The 15038-nt window shown below is 76.1% G+C and carries 12 protein-coding genes; 7 read left to right on the top strand and 5 right to left on the bottom strand.

Annotated elements, in window-relative coordinates; translation table 11 throughout:
- Positions 1-420: 420 nt before the first annotated feature.
- The 3 genes from AC2TEW_RS27850 (at position 421) to AC2TEW_RS27840 (ending at position 4711) form a co-directional block, all read left to right on the top strand.
- Positions 421-1890 (top strand): DNA-binding protein NsdB, encoded by a 1470-nt coding sequence (locus AC2TEW_RS27850; protein ID WP_484626112.1) that lies wholly within the window; start codon positions 421-423, stop codon positions 1888-1890.
- A 340-nt stretch (positions 1891-2230) separates the two neighbouring features.
- A complete protein-coding gene (locus AC2TEW_RS27845) occupies positions 2231-3667 on the top strand; it encodes a HEAT repeat domain-containing protein (protein WP_484626111.1) in 1437 nt (478 codons plus the stop codon).
- A gap of 291 nt (positions 3668-3958) precedes the next feature.
- The gene (locus AC2TEW_RS27840) at positions 3959-4711 is read left to right on the top strand and encodes a DUF1775 domain-containing protein (protein WP_484626110.1); all 753 of its coding nucleotides are present in this window, start codon (positions 3959-3961) and stop codon (positions 4709-4711) included.
- A gap of 334 nt (positions 4712-5045) precedes the next feature.
- Here the strand turns inward: AC2TEW_RS27840 and AC2TEW_RS27835 are convergent, their stop codons facing one another.
- A complete protein-coding gene (locus AC2TEW_RS27835; protein ID WP_484626182.1) occupies positions 5046-5888 on the bottom strand; it encodes an undecaprenyl-diphosphate phosphatase in 843 nt (280 codons plus the stop codon).
- Between the two features lie 343 nt (positions 5889-6231).
- Between AC2TEW_RS27835 and AC2TEW_RS27830 the strand changes: the two genes are divergently transcribed.
- Both AC2TEW_RS27830 and AC2TEW_RS27825 read left to right on the top strand, forming a co-directional pair.
- The gene (locus AC2TEW_RS27830) at positions 6232-7008 is read left to right on the top strand and encodes an SDR family NAD(P)-dependent oxidoreductase (RefSeq protein ID WP_484626109.1); all 777 of its coding nucleotides are present in this window, start codon (positions 6232-6234) and stop codon (positions 7006-7008) included.
- Between the two features lie 426 nt (positions 7009-7434).
- The gene (locus AC2TEW_RS27825; protein ID WP_484626108.1) at positions 7435-8841 is read left to right on the top strand and encodes a YVTN family beta-propeller repeat protein; all 1407 of its coding nucleotides are present in this window, start codon (positions 7435-7437) and stop codon (positions 8839-8841) included.
- Positions 8842-8940: 99 nt separating this feature from the next.
- Here AC2TEW_RS27825 and AC2TEW_RS27820 read toward each other — a convergent pair whose 3' ends face one another.
- From AC2TEW_RS27820 to AC2TEW_RS27805, 4 genes are all read right to left on the bottom strand, one after another.
- The gene (locus AC2TEW_RS27820) at positions 8941-9852 is read right to left on the bottom strand and encodes a 5-oxoprolinase subunit C family protein (protein ID WP_484626107.1); all 912 of its coding nucleotides are present in this window, start codon (positions 9850-9852) and stop codon (positions 8941-8943) included.
- A complete protein-coding gene (gene pxpB / locus AC2TEW_RS27815; RefSeq protein ID WP_484626106.1) occupies positions 9845-10474 on the bottom strand; it encodes a 5-oxoprolinase subunit PxpB in 630 nt (209 codons plus the stop codon). The genes AC2TEW_RS27820 and pxpB overlap by 8 nt, the downstream gene beginning before the upstream one ends.
- Positions 10474-11250 carry a LamB/YcsF family protein gene (locus AC2TEW_RS27810; protein ID WP_484626105.1) on the bottom strand — a complete coding sequence of 259 codons (777 nt, stop codon included), beginning with the start codon at positions 11248-11250 and terminating at the stop codon, positions 10474-10476. The genes pxpB and AC2TEW_RS27810 overlap by 1 nt, the downstream gene beginning before the upstream one ends.
- A gap of 233 nt (positions 11251-11483) precedes the next feature.
- Positions 11484-12014, bottom strand: a complete 531-nt coding sequence (locus AC2TEW_RS27805; RefSeq protein ID WP_484626104.1) for a hypothetical protein — start codon at positions 12012-12014, stop codon at positions 11484-11486.
- A gap of 168 nt (positions 12015-12182) precedes the next feature.
- On the opposite strand from AC2TEW_RS27805, the gene AC2TEW_RS27800 reads away from it, so the two are divergent.
- Both AC2TEW_RS27800 and AC2TEW_RS27795 read left to right on the top strand, forming a co-directional pair.
- Positions 12183-13715, top strand: coding sequence for a hypothetical protein (locus tag AC2TEW_RS27800; RefSeq protein ID WP_484626103.1), 1533 nt, complete (start codon positions 12183-12185; stop codon positions 13713-13715).
- A gap of 403 nt (positions 13716-14118) precedes the next feature.
- Positions 14119-14991: a hypothetical protein gene (locus AC2TEW_RS27795; RefSeq protein ID WP_484626181.1), complete on the top strand. Its 873-nt coding sequence runs from the start codon at positions 14119-14121 to the stop codon at positions 14989-14991.
- The last annotated feature ends 47 nt before the right edge of the window (positions 14992-15038 follow it).

The following is a 15038-nucleotide window of genomic DNA, read 5'->3' as shown; positions in this document are numbered from 1 at the left end:
GGGCTGGTGAGGGTCCCTTCCTGGCCGACGGCGGTGGACGTCCCGGCGGTTCCTGGTTCCGCCGGGGGCCGGCCGGGGTGGAGTGCGGGCGTCGGGCGCGGAGCCGGCCTGTCCGGGCCTGCCGCACCCTGGGGAAATGCGGCCGTCCCGATCTGCCGTGCCGTGCCCGACGCCCCCGCGCCACCCGGCCGCGCCACCCCTTGGGACGATGCCCCCGCACGGGTGTTGACGGCCCGTCGGTGCAGTCCCGGCCCGGATCCCGGGCCCCTCGACGCGAGGTCGAGGTGGCGCACTCCTACCTGACACCCGATCACCACTGGTACACCATGTGGCGGACCCTGGCGAAGCCTGGCGAATGGTCGCGTGGCACATGACAGAGCCATTAGTGTCGAAATCAGCCGAGGAACCTGGGGGCTTCACGTGAGCAAGGGGCCGAACAGCCGACTGGCCGACCTCTTCGCCCTGACCGGATGGTCCAAGGGCGAACTGGCGAGGCTGGTCAACCGGCGCGGTGCGGCGATGGGACAGCAGCAGCTGTCCACCGACACCTCGCGGGTGCGGCGCTGGATCGAGCAGGGGGAGATCCCCCGCGATCCGGTGCCCAGGGTGCTGGCCGCCGTGTTCACGGAGCGGCTCGGTCGTGTCGTCACCACTGAGGACTTAGGTCTGGAACGACACCGGCCCACCAGGTCGGGCTCGACTGCCGCGTCGGAACGAGCCTGGGAGCCGGATCGGACGGCTGCGGTCCTCACCGAGTTCACGGGAATGGACCTCATGCTGAACCGACGCGGTCTGGTGGGCGCGGGCGCCGCGCTCGCGGCAGGCGCAGCCATCGCAGACAACCTTCACGACTGGCTCAACAGCGGCGAGGTGGCGTACGCGGCCGACCGGCCGGGCCCCCGGCGGGTGCTCACCCAGGCCGGCCCGCGGCCGGTGGTCGACGTGTACGACGCCGGCCCGGTCGGCGCCGAGGAGGTGACCGCGCTCGAACGCTCCGTCGAGGTGTTCCGGGCCTGGGACGCCTCCCGCGGCGGCGGACTCCAGCGCAAGGCCGTGGTCGGCCAGCTGAACGAGGTCGGCGGCCTGCTGACCCACCGGCACCACCCCGTACTGGAGCGCAGACTCTGGACGGTGGCCGCCAACCTGGCCGTCCTGGCCGGCTGGATGTCCCACGACGTGGGCCTGGAACCCACCGCCCAGCGCTACTTCGTGATCGCCGCGCAGGCGGCCAAGGAGGCCGACGACCGCCCCCGGGCCGGCGAGGCGATCTCCCGGGCGGCCCGCCAGATGCTCCACCTCGGCCGGGCCGACGACGCCCTGGAGCTGATGCAGCTCGCCCGGGCCAGTACCGGGGAGCGGGCGCAGCCCCGGACCCGCGCCATGCTGCACACCGTGGAGGCGTGGGCGCAGGCCTCGCTCGGCCGGGCGGAGGCGACCCGGCGGGTGCTCGGCGAGGCCGAGGACCTGTTCGTCCAGGAACCCCAGGAGGCGCCGCCGAGCTGGATGCAGCTGTTCGACGAGGCCGAACTGCACGGCATGCAGGCCCTGGTGTACCGGACCCTCGCCGAGCACGACCCCGGCGCGGCGCGGCTGGCCGAGGTGCACGCCCGCCGCGCCATCGACCTGCGGGCCGGCTCCGGCCGGGAGCGCTCCGCGCTGCTCGACCGGATCACCCTGGCCTCGGTGTACTGGATCTCCGGCGAACCGGACGCGGCCCTGGTCCAGGCGAAGCTGGCGCTGGCGGCGATCAACCAGACCTCCTCACTGCGCACCTGGGACCGGCTGCGCGAGATGTACCGGCTGGCCGGCCGCTACCAGGGTCTGCCCGAGGTGGCCGAATTGCGGGCCGAGATCGACGCCGTGCTGCCCGAACGGCGCCTGGCGGTCTGACCCGGACCGGTGGTCCGCCGGCCCGGTCCGGCGCGGACGGTACCGGCACGAAGCGTCCCCGTCCGGGCACGCCGGGTGAGGGGCGGCGGGGCCGCCGGGCGGGCGGCCCCGGGCCCGGGCACCGGCCCGCGGCGGACCCGCCGCCGCCCGCCGCGCGGCACCGGTCGGAACGGGCCCGGACCCGCCCGGGCCTGGCCGTTTTGAGTCGCCCTGTGTGCGGATGCGCCCCCCAGGCGGTAGCCTTCGGTGATTCCGGCGCCCGGGCGCCTGAGCAGGACCAACCGACCCCGGCGACGGAAATCCCGTTGCCTCGACGACCGCCGCAACGGATGCTGACCTCATGTTCGAGCCAGTGATAGCGCCCAGTGCCAGCCTCCTCGGCCTCCTCCAGCGAGGCCGCGGTGACGGGCAACTGCATGCCCTGGCCGCCGACCGCGACGAGGCGATCGCCGCCCTCGAGCAGTGCGTCACCGAGGACCCCCGCGCCGACTGGCAGATCGAGAACCGCTCCCTCTACTACGCGCGCCTCTACATGGAGCTGGAGGCGCCGCTCACCGGCGTCGAGCTGCACCTGCACTCCGTCGAGGACGGCATCGACCGGGACGACGCCCGCACCGGCCTCGCCCTCGCGGTCCTCGGCCACCTCGCCGCCTACGGCCGCCGGGACGCCCTTGACCTGCTGCGCGGCTACGTCGCCGTCGGCGTCAACTGGGCCTGGGCGCTCGACGAGCTCGCGCTGCGCGACGACGACCGCTCACTGCTCGCCCTCGCCCCCTCCGTGCTGCGCAGATTCCCCGACGGCCCCGAGGGCGACGCCCTGCTGAGGGCCGCCGTCCGCGCCGCGTACGAACCCCGGCCCTGGCGGCTGTGGGCCGCCCACCACCCCCGGATCGCCACCGCGAGCGAGCAGTCCCCGTTCGACCTGTGGCAGCGCCAGATGCGCCGCGGCCAGGTCACCCCGGGCTGGAGCACCGCCGACGTGCTCGCCTGGGCCGACCAGGCCGACCCCGTCGGCGACGACCCCGAGGCGCCCGCCCGCCGCGCCGCCGCCGCGGCCCGCTGCCTGACCGCCGTGGTGCGCCCCGAGGACCGCCCGGCCCTGCTGGCCGCCGCCCGCACCGGCGGACCCGGCGCCCGCACCGCCGTCCTGCGCCACCTCGTCGAGCAGCGCGACCCGGCCGCCGCCGAACTGATCGAGGCCGCCGCCGCCGACGTCGACCAGCGGGTGGTCGCGGCCGCCCTGGAGGTGCTCGGCCGGATGCGCGGGCCCGAGGCGCTCGCCCACGCCCGCCGCTGGGCCGACCCGGCCACCGGCGGCGCGGACAGCGCCCTCGGCGAGGCCGCCTGCCAGTTGCTCGCCGACGCCGGCGAGGCCGCCGACGGCCCGCTGGTGGTCGCCGCGCTGCGCCGCTGGATCTCGGTGCGCGGGGTCACCGGCACCGGACTCGCCTCGCTGGTCGACGGTGCGGGGCGGCTGGCCGCCGCCGGCGCCGTCCCCGCGCTGCGCCACGTCTACGGTGAGGCCGTCTCCTCCGAGCTGCGGGGCCGGGCCGCCCGGGCGCTCGCGGTCACCGACGCGCACTTCGGCGAGGGCCCCGCGGTCGAGTGCCTGTGGGACTGCGAGGAGGCCACCCGCGAGCTGGCGGCCCGTCATGTCACCACCACCGGGGACGTCCGGGTGCTGGAGCGGCTGCGGCGGCTCGCCGCGGATCCGGCCGAGGAGGCCGAGGTGCACGCCGCCGTGCGCGGCCGGCTGACGGCCCGCGACCTCACTTGACCTGACCCGACCTGACCCGATCCGGCCCGACGGCCGCGGCCCCGGGGCCTGCCTGACGGGCCGCCGACCCGATACGGCCTGGTCCTGATACGGCCTGGTCCGGTCCGGCCCGGTCCGGCCGGAGGCCCGATCGGACCGCGGTGGGACAGCGAGTGGACGGCTGGTCGGACGGCGATCGGACGGTGGGGGAGACGGCGGTTCCGGCGACGGCGTCCCGGAGATGCCGGCCGGCGCCGGCCGGTCGGGCATCATGGAGCTGCCCCGTCGGCCCCGACCTGGAGAGTTCCGGACATGAACCGTTCCCGCCTGCTCGCCCGCGCTGCCCTGCCGACCGCCGTCCTGCTGGGCTCCCTGGCCCTGGCCGGTCCCGCGTCGGCGCACGTCGAGGTCGAGTCGCCGACCCCGCAGGCCCTCGCGGTCGGCGCCGTGGTCGCCTTCGACGCGGAGGGCGAGTCGCCGTCGGCGGGGATCAAGGAGGTCCGGGTGGTGCTCCCGTCCGGCCTGATGCCCGGCGACGTGAGCCTCGCGGACGGCCCGAGTGGCTGGACCCTGAGCCCGACCGAGGACGGCTACGCGGTGGCGGGCCCCGCGCTGGCTCCCGGCGCCGACGCCGAGTACAAGATCAAGGTCCGGCAGCTGCCCGACGCCGCGGAGCTGGCCTTCAAGTCGCTGGTGACGTACACCGACGGCCAGGTCGACCGCTGGATCGAGCTCCCGCAGGGCGGCGCGAAGCCCGCCCACCCCGCGCCGGTGCTGAAGCTGACCGCCGCCGCGCCGGGCGCCGTCGCGCAGCCGGCCGCCCCGGCCCCGGGCCCCTCGACGCCGGCTGCGACGCCGGCCGCCGCGACGCCGAGCCCGGACGCGGCCGGTGCCACCGCTTCCGGCCCCGCGCCGGCGCCCGTCCAGGCGTCGCCGACCGCCGAGGCGCAGAGCGAGAAGCAGGGCTCCGCCGGGGTCGCCACCCTGGTGATCGGTGTGGTCGCGGTGGTGCTGGTGGCGGCGGCCGGCTGGTACGTGCGGCGCCGCGGATCCGCTCGCGGCTGAGCTGCGGCAGGCCGCCGGGGGCGGGAGCGGCGCGCTCCCGCCGATCCGGCCGCGGCCGAGGGCCGAGGGCCGACGGGCGGCGCGCGGGGTGCCGGGTCGGTCGCGGGCCGGGTGCCCGGGCTGTCCGACCGTTCGCATCGGGTCGGCGCACGGTTCCCCCTGCCTTCGGCCGGGACGTATCCCCAGGCGCCCGGCTGGGCGTGACGGCGAAGCGCCCCGGTACCGGACCGGGCCCGGGCGGCTCGCCGGTGGGTCGAGGTGGGGGCACCTTCCGGCCGAAGGCTGCGGAAGGACGCGCGGCGGCGGGCGCCCGAGGCGAAGGGGCGGACCCGGCCTAGCCGGTGGTACCGGCGTCCGGGTCCAGGTACCCGGTGGAGACCAGGGCGATCAGCACCACGCCGAGCGCGACCCGGTAGACCACGAACGGCATGAAGCTGTGGTGGGAGATGTACTTCAGGAACCAGGCGATGGCCGCGTAGCCGACCGCGAAGGCGATGGCGGTGGCCAGCAGGGTCGGGCCCCAGGCGGGCGCCGGGCCTTCGCCGATCTTGAACAGCTCGAGCGTCCCGGAGGCCAGCACCGCGGGTACGGCCAGCAGGAACGAGTACCGGGCGGCGGCCTCGCGGCTGTAGCCGAGCAGCAGTCCGGCGCTGATGGTGCCGCCGGACCGGGACACCCCGGGGATCAGCGCCAGCGACTGGGCGAGGCCGTAGCCGATGGCGTGCGGCAGGGTGAGGGCGCTGATCGGGCGGGCGTGCCGGACGGCGCGGCTGCGGTCGGCGACGGCCAGGATCAGTCCGAACACGATCAGGGTGGTGCCGATCACCCGCAGGTCGCGCAGCGAGGACTCGATGGTGTTCTGGAACGCCGCGCCGAGCAGGCCGATCGGCAGCGTCCCCACGATCACGAACCAGCCGAGCCTGGCGTTCGGATCCTGCCGCAGCGCGGGCCGGACCAGTGAACGGGCCCAGGTGGAGACGATGGCGGCGATGTCCCGGCGGAAGTAGATCAGCACCGCCGACTCGGTGCCGAGCTGGGTGACCGCGGTGAACGCGGCCCCCGGGTCGTCCCAGCCGAGCAGCGCCGAGAAGACCCGCAGGTGGGCGCTGGAGGAGATCGGCAGGAACTCGGTGAGTCCCTGGACCAGGCCGAGCACGGCCCCGTGGAACCAGTCGATCACCGGGCACCGGCCGGGGCGGTCGGTCGGCGGTTGCGCATCTTCGGTCGAGCTCCTCGTCGCGGTGGCCGTGGCCGCTCCGGCACCCGGGCGGGACGCGGTGGACGGCGCCGGGCACCCTGCGGCGCGGGTTGTGACGATAATCCGCCGAGATGGCCGGGAACTTGCGCGCTGATCAAGATTCCGTACGGACCGGGCAGTTGACCGGGAGGTTCGGTCCCGGTGGCGATCCGGCCGTCGCGCCTTCGGCGTCCCGGCGGCCGGCCGGGCCACCCTGGTCCGGAGGGGCCGGGCGGGCCCGCAGAGGCCCGGACGGGCCGGATCCACGGACGGGAGCGGGCGGATGACGGGATCGACGGGCGGACGGCTGGCGGGCAGGTCCGCGGTGGTGACGGGTGCCGCGCTGGGCATCGGCCGGGCGACCGCCGAACTGTTCGCCGCCGAGGGCGCCCGGCTGGTGGTCACCGACATCGACGCGACGGCGCTGGAGAAGCTCCGCGCCGGGCTGGCGGCCGGCGGCGCGGAGGTCCGCGCGGTGGTCGGCGACGTGTCGGTCCCGGCCGACGCCCGGCGGATGGTCGAGGAGGCGGTGGGCGGATACGGCGGCATCGACGTGCTGGTCGCCAACGCCGGGATCCTCCCGCTGCAGAACGTCCTGGACGCCACCCCCGAGGACTGGGACCGGGTGATGGCCGTCGACGGCCGCGGGATGTTCCTCACCTGCAAGTACGCGATCGAGCACATGGCGCCGGCCGGCCGCGGCTCGATCGTCTGCCTCTCCTCCATCTCCGGCCTGGCCGGCCAGTCCGGCCAAGCGGCCTACGGACCGGCCAAGTTCGTCGCCTCCGGGCTGACCAAGCACCTCGCGGTGGAGTGGGCGGGCAGCGGCATCCGGGTCAACGCGGTCGCCCCCGGCACCATCAGGACCGACCGGGTCCGCCGGCTGCCGCAGGAGCCCGGCGGTCAGGAGTACCTGGACGCCATCGTGCGGCAGCACCCGCTCGGCAGGCTGGGCGAGCCTGTGGAGGTGGCCCGGGCGATCCTGTTCCTGGCCTCGGACGAGGCTTCGTTCGTCACCGGTGTGGTGCTTCCGGTGGACGGCGGGTACCTGGCGCAGTGAACTCCCCGCCCAGGTAAACCCCCTGACGGCCGATCGGTCGCATGCCACCCGGACCGGTGGCACCCGGGACCCGCTCTTGTGCCGATCACTCAGCGCCTCTAGGTTGCTACTCGTCGCGACCGCGCCGGGGTGTGAGTCCGCTCATCGCCCGGCGCACGGCCGCTTCCGCACGCCCGTTCCCGCACCTCCGCTCCGGTGTCTCCGCCCCTCCACCCCTTGCTCACTGCACCCCTTTGTTCACTGCACCTCTGCTTCCGCACGCCTGCCTCCGCACGCCCGTCCAGTACGCCCGCCCACGTGCGGCTGTCCGCGTACGGCCGTCCATGCGTGCCCGACGGTGCCGGGCCGCCCCCGCCCGGTCCGTCGGACGCCCGCGCCGAACGGTCCCGCCGTGACCCGTGCGATGCCGTCGAGAAGGAGTACCGCATGTCGCGCCCTCGCCCCCGCGCCGTCCGCCCCCGTGCCGGGTGGTCGGCCCTGGTCGCCGCCGCCGTCGGCTTACTGGCGGTGGCCGGTCCCGGCACCGGGACCGCGCACGCCGTCACCGCCCTCACCGACCGGGCCTACGTGGTCAACACCGACGACGACACGGTCTCGGTGGTCGACGCGACCACCCACGGGGTGATCGGCACCGTCCCGGTGGGCGCCGGCCCCGACGGCGTCGCGCTCGCCCCGGCCGGGACCAGGGCCTATGTGGCCAACCTCCGCAGCGGGACCGTCTCGGTGATCGACACCGCGGCCGGCGCCGTCACCGCCACCGTCCCGGTCGGGCAGTTCCCGAGCGGGGTCGCCGTCGACACGTCGGGCACCCGGGCGTACGTCGCCAACGCGGGCGGCGACTCGGTCTCGGTGATCGACACCGCCACGGCCACCGTCTCGGCGACCATCCCGGTCGGCCGCAACCCCAACGCCGTCGTCCTCGCACCCACCGCCGCCCGCGCCTACACGGCCGACGCGGGCGGCGACACCCTCTCGGTGGTCGACACCGGCGCGGGTACGGTCACGGCCACCGTCCGGGTCGGCTCCGGCCCGGTCGCGGCGGCGGTCAACCCGGCCGGCACCCGGGTGTACGTGGCCAACTCCTACGCCGCCACGGTGTCCGTGGTCGACACCGCCACCAACACGGTGACCGCCACCGTCCCGGTCGGCCGGATCCCGCACGCGGTGGCAATCAACCCGGCCGGTACCCGGGCGTACGTCGCCAACCTCGCGGACAACACCCTGTCCGTGATCGACACCGCCACCAGCACCGTCACCGGCACCATCGCCGTGGGGCCGGCCCCCGCCGCGGTCGCGGTCAGCCCGTCCGGCGGCTTCCTGTACGTCACCTCGGCCGGCGGGAACAGCCTCGGGGTGGTCGACACCGGCACCGGGCTCGCCACCACCAGCACGGCCGTCGGCAGCCTCCCCTCGGGGGTGGCCTTCGTACCCCGGCCGCCCACCCAGCCCCGCGCCGACCTCGCGATCGGCCTGACCGCCCAGGCCCCGGCGCTGCTCCCCGGCGCCATCGCCTACACCCTGACCGCCCGCAACAACGGTCCACAGGCGGCCACGTCGGCCACCGTCACGGCGACCCTGCCGCCCGGCGCCACCGCCACCGACCTCGGCGCGGGATGCACCACCGCGGGCCGTACCGTCACCTGCTCGGCGGGGGCGCTCGCCAACGGCACCACCGCCACCTGGACCTTCCGCAGCGCGGTCGGCCTGCTCGGCCTCGGCCCGGTCACCACCACCGCCACCCGCACCGCCTCCGCCCCGGCGGACCCGACCGCCGCCAACGACACCGCCGCCGCCACCTGCACCGTGGTGTCGGTCCTGCTGGTGCGCTGCTGACGGGCCGCCCCGGGCCGGTCCGCGAGGACGCGCGTCTCCCCGCGCGCCCCCGTCGTCTCCCGGGGCCGGGAGCGCTCCGGCGGTTCCGGCCGGCCCGGGTCAGCCGGGCAGGAGCAGGAAGCGCAGCGGGGTGCCCGGGCGGGCCTGGGCGGCCGGTGGGAGGTCGGCGGCCGGGACCACCCCGACCACGGGGTAGCCGCCGGTGGTGGGGTGGTCGGCGAGGAAGATCACCGGCTGGCCGTCCGGCGGCACCTGGACGGCGCCCAGCACCAGTCCGGCGCTCGGCAGTTCGCCGGCCCGGGCGCGGCCGACGGCCGGGCCCTCGGTGCGCAGCGCCACCCGGTTGCTGGCGGCGGCGACCCGGTAGGTGTCGCGGGCCAGCGCCGCCACGCCGCTGAACCAGTCGGCGTGCGGTCCGAGCCGCAGCCGCAGCACGAGTTCGGCCGGGGGAGCGGGCAACGGCACCAGCGCGGCGCGCGGCCCGGCGGGCACCGCGCCGACCGGCAGCCGGTCCCCGGCCGCCAGGGGCGCGGGCCCGAGCCCGGACAGCAGATCGGCGGAGCGGCTGCCCAGCACCGGCGGTACCGCGAGGCCGCCCGCGACCGCCAGGTAGCCGCGCACCCCGTGGGTGGCCGCGCCGACCTCGACCACCGCGCCGGCCGGGACCCGTACGGCGGTGCCCCAGGCGGCCGGCCGTCCGTCGACGGTCACCGGTGCCGGCGCCCCGGTGACGGCCACCAGGACCGGCGCGAGGGCCCGCAGTGCGACCCCGCCGAGGGTGGTCTCCAGGGCCGCCGCGCCGTCGGGGTTGCCGACCAGCCGGTTGGCGGCGCGCAGGGCGGGCTCGTCGAGCGCCCCGGCGCGCGGCACCCCGAGGTGTGCGACGCCGCGCCGGCCCAGGTCCTGAACGGTGGTCAGCGGGCCGGGCCGCACCACCTCGAGTCCGGCCCCGGCCCGCACGTCCTCCGGTCCGGCCCCGGCCCCGGCCGCCGCTGCCGCCCGGTCAGCCATGCCCCACCACCGGGGTGAAGCGCACCCGTACGCCCGGCGCCAGCAGCGCCGCAGGCTCACGTCCGAGGTCCCACAGCACGGCGTCGGTCCGGCCGAGCAACTGCCAGCCGCCGGGGGAGGACCGGGGGTACACGCCGGTGTACGTCCCGGCCAGGGCGACCGAGCCCGCCGGGACGGAGCTGCGCGGGGTGGCCCGCCGGGGCACCTGCCACCGCTCCGGGAGGCCGGTCAGGTAGCCGAAGCCGGGGGCGAAACCGCAGAACGCCACCCGGTACTCGGGCTCGCTGTGGATCCGGACCGCCGCCTCGGGCGACACCCCCCACAGGGCGGCGACCTCCGCCAGGTCGGCGCCGTCGTAGCGGGTCGCCAGCTCCACCGACGGACCTTCCGCGGGCGGGTGTTCGGGGAGCTCCCAGCCCGTCAGCAGCCGGGCCAGCGCGGTCCGGTCGGCGACGCCGTCCAGCAGGACGGTCCGGGCCGCCGGGACGATCTCCGTGATCGGCGGCAGCTCGGCCCGGCGCGCGGTCAGCAGGGCGTACAGCGCGGCGACCTGCTCGGCCGACCCGACCTCCACCAGCAGCGCGTCCTCGCCGACCGGCCGGACGGCCGGATGACCGGTCATCAGACGAACGCCTCCACCCGCACCCCGGCCGAGGCCAGTGCCCCGCGCACCCGCCAGGCCAGCTGCGCCGCGCCCGGGGTGTCCCCGTGCACGCACAGCGAACGCGCCTCGACGTCGACCAGTTCGCCGCCGACCGCCGTGACCTCGCCGTCCCGCGCGATGCTCACCGCCCGCGCGATCACCGCCTCCGGGTCGTGCACCACGGCCTCCGGGTCGCGCCGGGGCACCAGGGTGCCCGCCCAGGTGTACGCCCGGTCGGCGAAGGCCTCGGCCACCACCGGCAGCCCGACCCCCTCCGCCACGGCGAGCAGCCGCGACCCCGGCAGCCCCAGCACCGGCAGCGGCCCGTCGCAGACCGCCCCCGCCCGCAGGACGCCGGAGACCACGGCCTCGGCCTGCTCGTTGTCCTGCACCACCCGGTTGTAGAGGGCGCCGTGCGGTTTGACGTAGGAGACCCGGGACCCGGCCGCGCGCGCGAACACCTGGAGCGCGCCGATCTGGTACGCGATCTCGTCGGCCAGTTCCTCCGGCGGCACGTCCATCGCGCGGCGCCCGAAACCGGCCAGATCGCGGTACGACACCTGGGCGCCGATCCGCACCCCGCGCTCGGCGGCCAGCGCGCACACCCGGCGCATGGTCGAGGGATCCCCGGCGTGGAAGCCGCAGGCGACGTTGGCGCTGGTCACCACCGACAGCAGCGCCTCATCGTCCGTCAGGGTCCACCGCCCGAACCCCTCACCGAGGTCCGCGTTGAGATCGATCACCGTCTCGGCCACGCCAGTTCCCGCCTCCCAGCAGCTCCTGAGGGTGATCGTAGGGCCTGATCGTTTCCGCGGGGGTACCAGCGGGCCCGGACGCCGGAGGGCGCGCGCCGTGGCGCACGCCCTCCCCTGTTCACCCGCCGTCCGGCGCCACCCGGCGCCACCCGGCGCCACCCGGCGCCGGGCGTCCGCGGGCGGGCCGGGCGGGCGGAGCGGGGGCGGAGGGGACCGGTCAGGCGGTCAGGCGGTCAGGCGGTCAGGTCGAGCGGGCGGGTGCGGACCGCCTGGGCCCACTCCAGCCGCCGGATCCCGCGGTCCACGATCAGCAGCGGGATCACACCGATCACGCCGAACGACATGTCGACGAATCGCCAGTACAGCGGGATGCCGCGGAGCGGGCCGCAGATCAGCGCCAGCGGGATGACCCCGGCACAGGCGATCATCGCCCAGCGGATCACCCAGACGTTGCGCACCGGGTCCCGCAGCGGGCCCCAGAACGCCACCGCGATCACCAGGTGGGCAAAGGCCAGCCAGTCGGTCCCGTACGCCAGGAACGGGTAGCGCTGGTTGGTGTCGGCCACGCCGTCGCGGACCCGTTCGCTCCAGGCGGCCAGTGCCGGGAAGTGGTCGCCGAGCGCGCTGCCGCCGATCAGGTCGGCCGCCCAGCGGGTCTCCGACTCCAGCGGGAAGGCGGTCAGTCCGCTCAGCGCCAGGCAGACGATGAAGATCCACAGCCAGCGCCGGACGCTCCGGCGGATCCTGTCCGGGTTGTCGGTCATATCGCACGCCCCCATGTCGAGTGGCAGCCCGGGATCCGGTCGCCGACCTGCGCGGAAGCGACTCTAGAGGTAAAATTGAACACGTTCAACACCGCTTCGGGCGGGGCGCAACCGGCACATTGGCGCTCGTTTCGGATGTGTCGGTGCGAACCTCTAATCTTGTCCACCGTGACCGCCATCGCAGACCAGCCCGCAGACCAGCTGCTCCGGCCCGCCGCCGCAGCCGCCCGGCCCGCGCCCGGACCCGCCGCCGACGAGGGCCTCGCCCGCAGGCTCAAGGCGCTGGCCTGCACCGCGCCGCTGCACGACCTCGACAGCCGGAAGGTCAACCTGGCCGGCGAGTACAGCTCGTACAGCATGGCCGAGGTCGGCCTCGCCGCCATCGACCTCGTCACCCTCAACATGGACTTCGACACCGGCGCCGACCGGGACATAGTGCTCGGCCGCCTGCTGCCCCGGATCGCCGCGCAGAACCCGGGCCGGGCCGCCGCCGAGCACGAGCGGGTCGCCCGCTGGGTGCTCGAGTCCCTGATCAACGTCGGCAGCGTCGACCGCGGCTTCCGCGCCGTCTACGGCACCTTCGACCCGGACGGCGGCTACGTCCGGCGCGACTACGACTTCAAGCTGATCGAAGAGGTGCCCGGCCCCGACGGCGGCGTCTACCTGCGCACCACCGACGAGGCCGTCAACGTCCTGGTCGGCGCCCTCGACACCGACGTCACCTCCGCCCAGATCGCCGCCGAGGTCAAGCTCGAGGTGCTGATCCGGCGCGGCCGCCTCGCCGACGCCCAGCTCGCCGCCGAGCAGGCCCGCTACCGCACCGTCCAGTACGCCGAGACGCTGCGCCGCGCCCTGGAGGCCACCCGGCGCAACGTCCGCGCGGTCGACTGGATGGAGACCGTCCCCGACCTGATCGACGAGGCGCTCGACCACATCGCGGACCGCTACCGCCACGAGAACGCGATCCTCACCAACATCCGCAAGGCCCGCGACGAGACGGAGGAGCCCGAGCACAAGCGCCGCGCCGCCGAACTGGTCGACATCGTCAAGGACTGCATCCGCCGCCACACCCAGCTGCAGACCCGGCTCCTCGAGGCCGGCCCGCTGTTCCGCGCCGAGCAGGACCGGCAGGCCTTCGCCACCCCCGGCGCCCGCAGCGGCATCGACCTGTACGGGCACCTGCTCGCCCCGCTCCTGCAGCTCCCCGTCGGCCGCGCCACCGGGCCCACCGACGCCTTCTTCGCCCGCGGCACCGGCCTGCGCACGCCGGTCTCGGTCCGCGTCACCGACCTGGTCGACCTGCTGCTCACCCCGCCCGTCGAACGCGAACACCTGGGCGCCGAGCTCCCCGAACCCGACCTGGTCGCCACCCCGGACGACAGCCGCTTCTCCGAGGCCCAGCTCGAATCCGCCCTCGACCTGCTCGACCTCCCCGCCGACGCCCCCCGACGGCTCTCCGGCCTGCTCGCCGACGCCCGCCGCCAGGACCCCGACCTCCCGTACCTGGTCGCACTGCTCGCCGTGCACGCCGCCAGCCCGCCGGTGGGCACCGCCTACCGCCAGGGCGAGGAACGCCTCCTGTTCGCCGTCGACGACGGCACCCGCCTCGACGACCCCGAATTCGGCGGCGCCGACCTCATCGTGGGCAGCGCCCTCCTCGACGCAGCCGGCATGGCCGCCGACCGCAAGGAGGCCACGTGATGCAGACACCCACCAGGGGCGCCGGGGGTCCCCCCGGCCGAAGGCCGTGGGCAGAACTGCGCGAACAGCCGGCCCCGCCCGTCGCGCAGGTCAGCCGTGCTCCGGTGGCACCTCCCCAGGGGCGCGGGGAACTGCGCGAACAGCCAGCCCTGACCGCCGCACCGGACTTCCGTCCCGAGGTGATCACATCCGTGGTCCCCGCTCCGGGGTGCCGAGCGTCGTACGCACCTGAACACAGCGTCGGAGCCTCCCGCTTCGCGCAGTTCCTCGCGCCCCTGGGGGTGCGCCCTGCCCGCCGTTCGCCCCTGGAGGCGGTGCGCCCTGCCCGCCGCTCGCCCCTGGAGGCGGTGCGGCCCGCCCGCCGTGAGTACCTTCCGTCCCGTACCGAGGAGCCCCGCCCGTGATGACGCCCCACGACACGGCCTGGCCCTCCGAGAGCGAGCCGGCCGCCCCGGCCGCCCTCACGCCGGCCGATGTCACCGACGCCGCCCGTCTGGTCTCCTTCGGCCTCCAGGCGAAGCTGCTGCCCGCCCGCGACGCCGAGTACGCCGAGCTGGTCCGCCGCCACCGCGAGGACCCGGGCTTCGCCCGCCTCGCGGACGCCGTCGCGACCGGCATGGGCCTGGTGGTCCTGGAGGTGTCGCCCCGGGCCGGCATGGCCGTCGCCGCCGCCGAGGACTCGGTGTTCGCGGTCCGGATGGGCGACTACTCGCGTCGCGCCGCCTCCGAGTCCACCGACCGGTTCCTGCACGGCCTGGCCCACCTGGCGGTCGCCGCCCTCGCCTTCCCGCGCCCGGAGGACCTCGCCGACGAGGGCTACCTCGGCCGGGTCACCGTCAACGGCGTGGACGCGTTCGTCCGCCAGGCGTGCCGCCGCCTGGAGGAGCGGGCCGAGGCGGAGGGCGCCAACTCCGACCCGGCGAGCGACGCGCCCGGGCTGGAGGCGGCCTGGCGGGTGTGGGCCCGCCGTTCGGCGACCGGCGCGACCAAGGACGCCCGCCGGCTGGCCGGCTCCACCATCGGCATCGTCTCCAAGGCGGTGCTGTTCCTGGTCGACTCCGGCTTCCTGCAGAAGACCTCGGACGACGCCGGCGGCACCTACCGCACCACCGCCCGCTACCAGCTCCAGGTCCGTGACCTGGCCGCCAGCGCCGCGATGGCGGAGCTGACCGACCTGGGCGTGGTCCCGGTGACCGACGGCACCCCGACCCTCCTCCCGCCGGACACCTCCGACGACCTGGTCGCCGACGCGGGCCTGCCGTTCCACTCCCTCTGACCCCGGCCCGGCCTCCCGGTCCGCCCGGCCGCCGGGCCCACCCGCCC

Source organism: Kitasatospora sp. NEAU-CNBT7 (genome assembly GCF_057220535.1).
The sequence above is the reverse complement of the archived record's forward strand: the minus strand, read 5'-3'. Positions and strand labels throughout refer to the sequence as shown.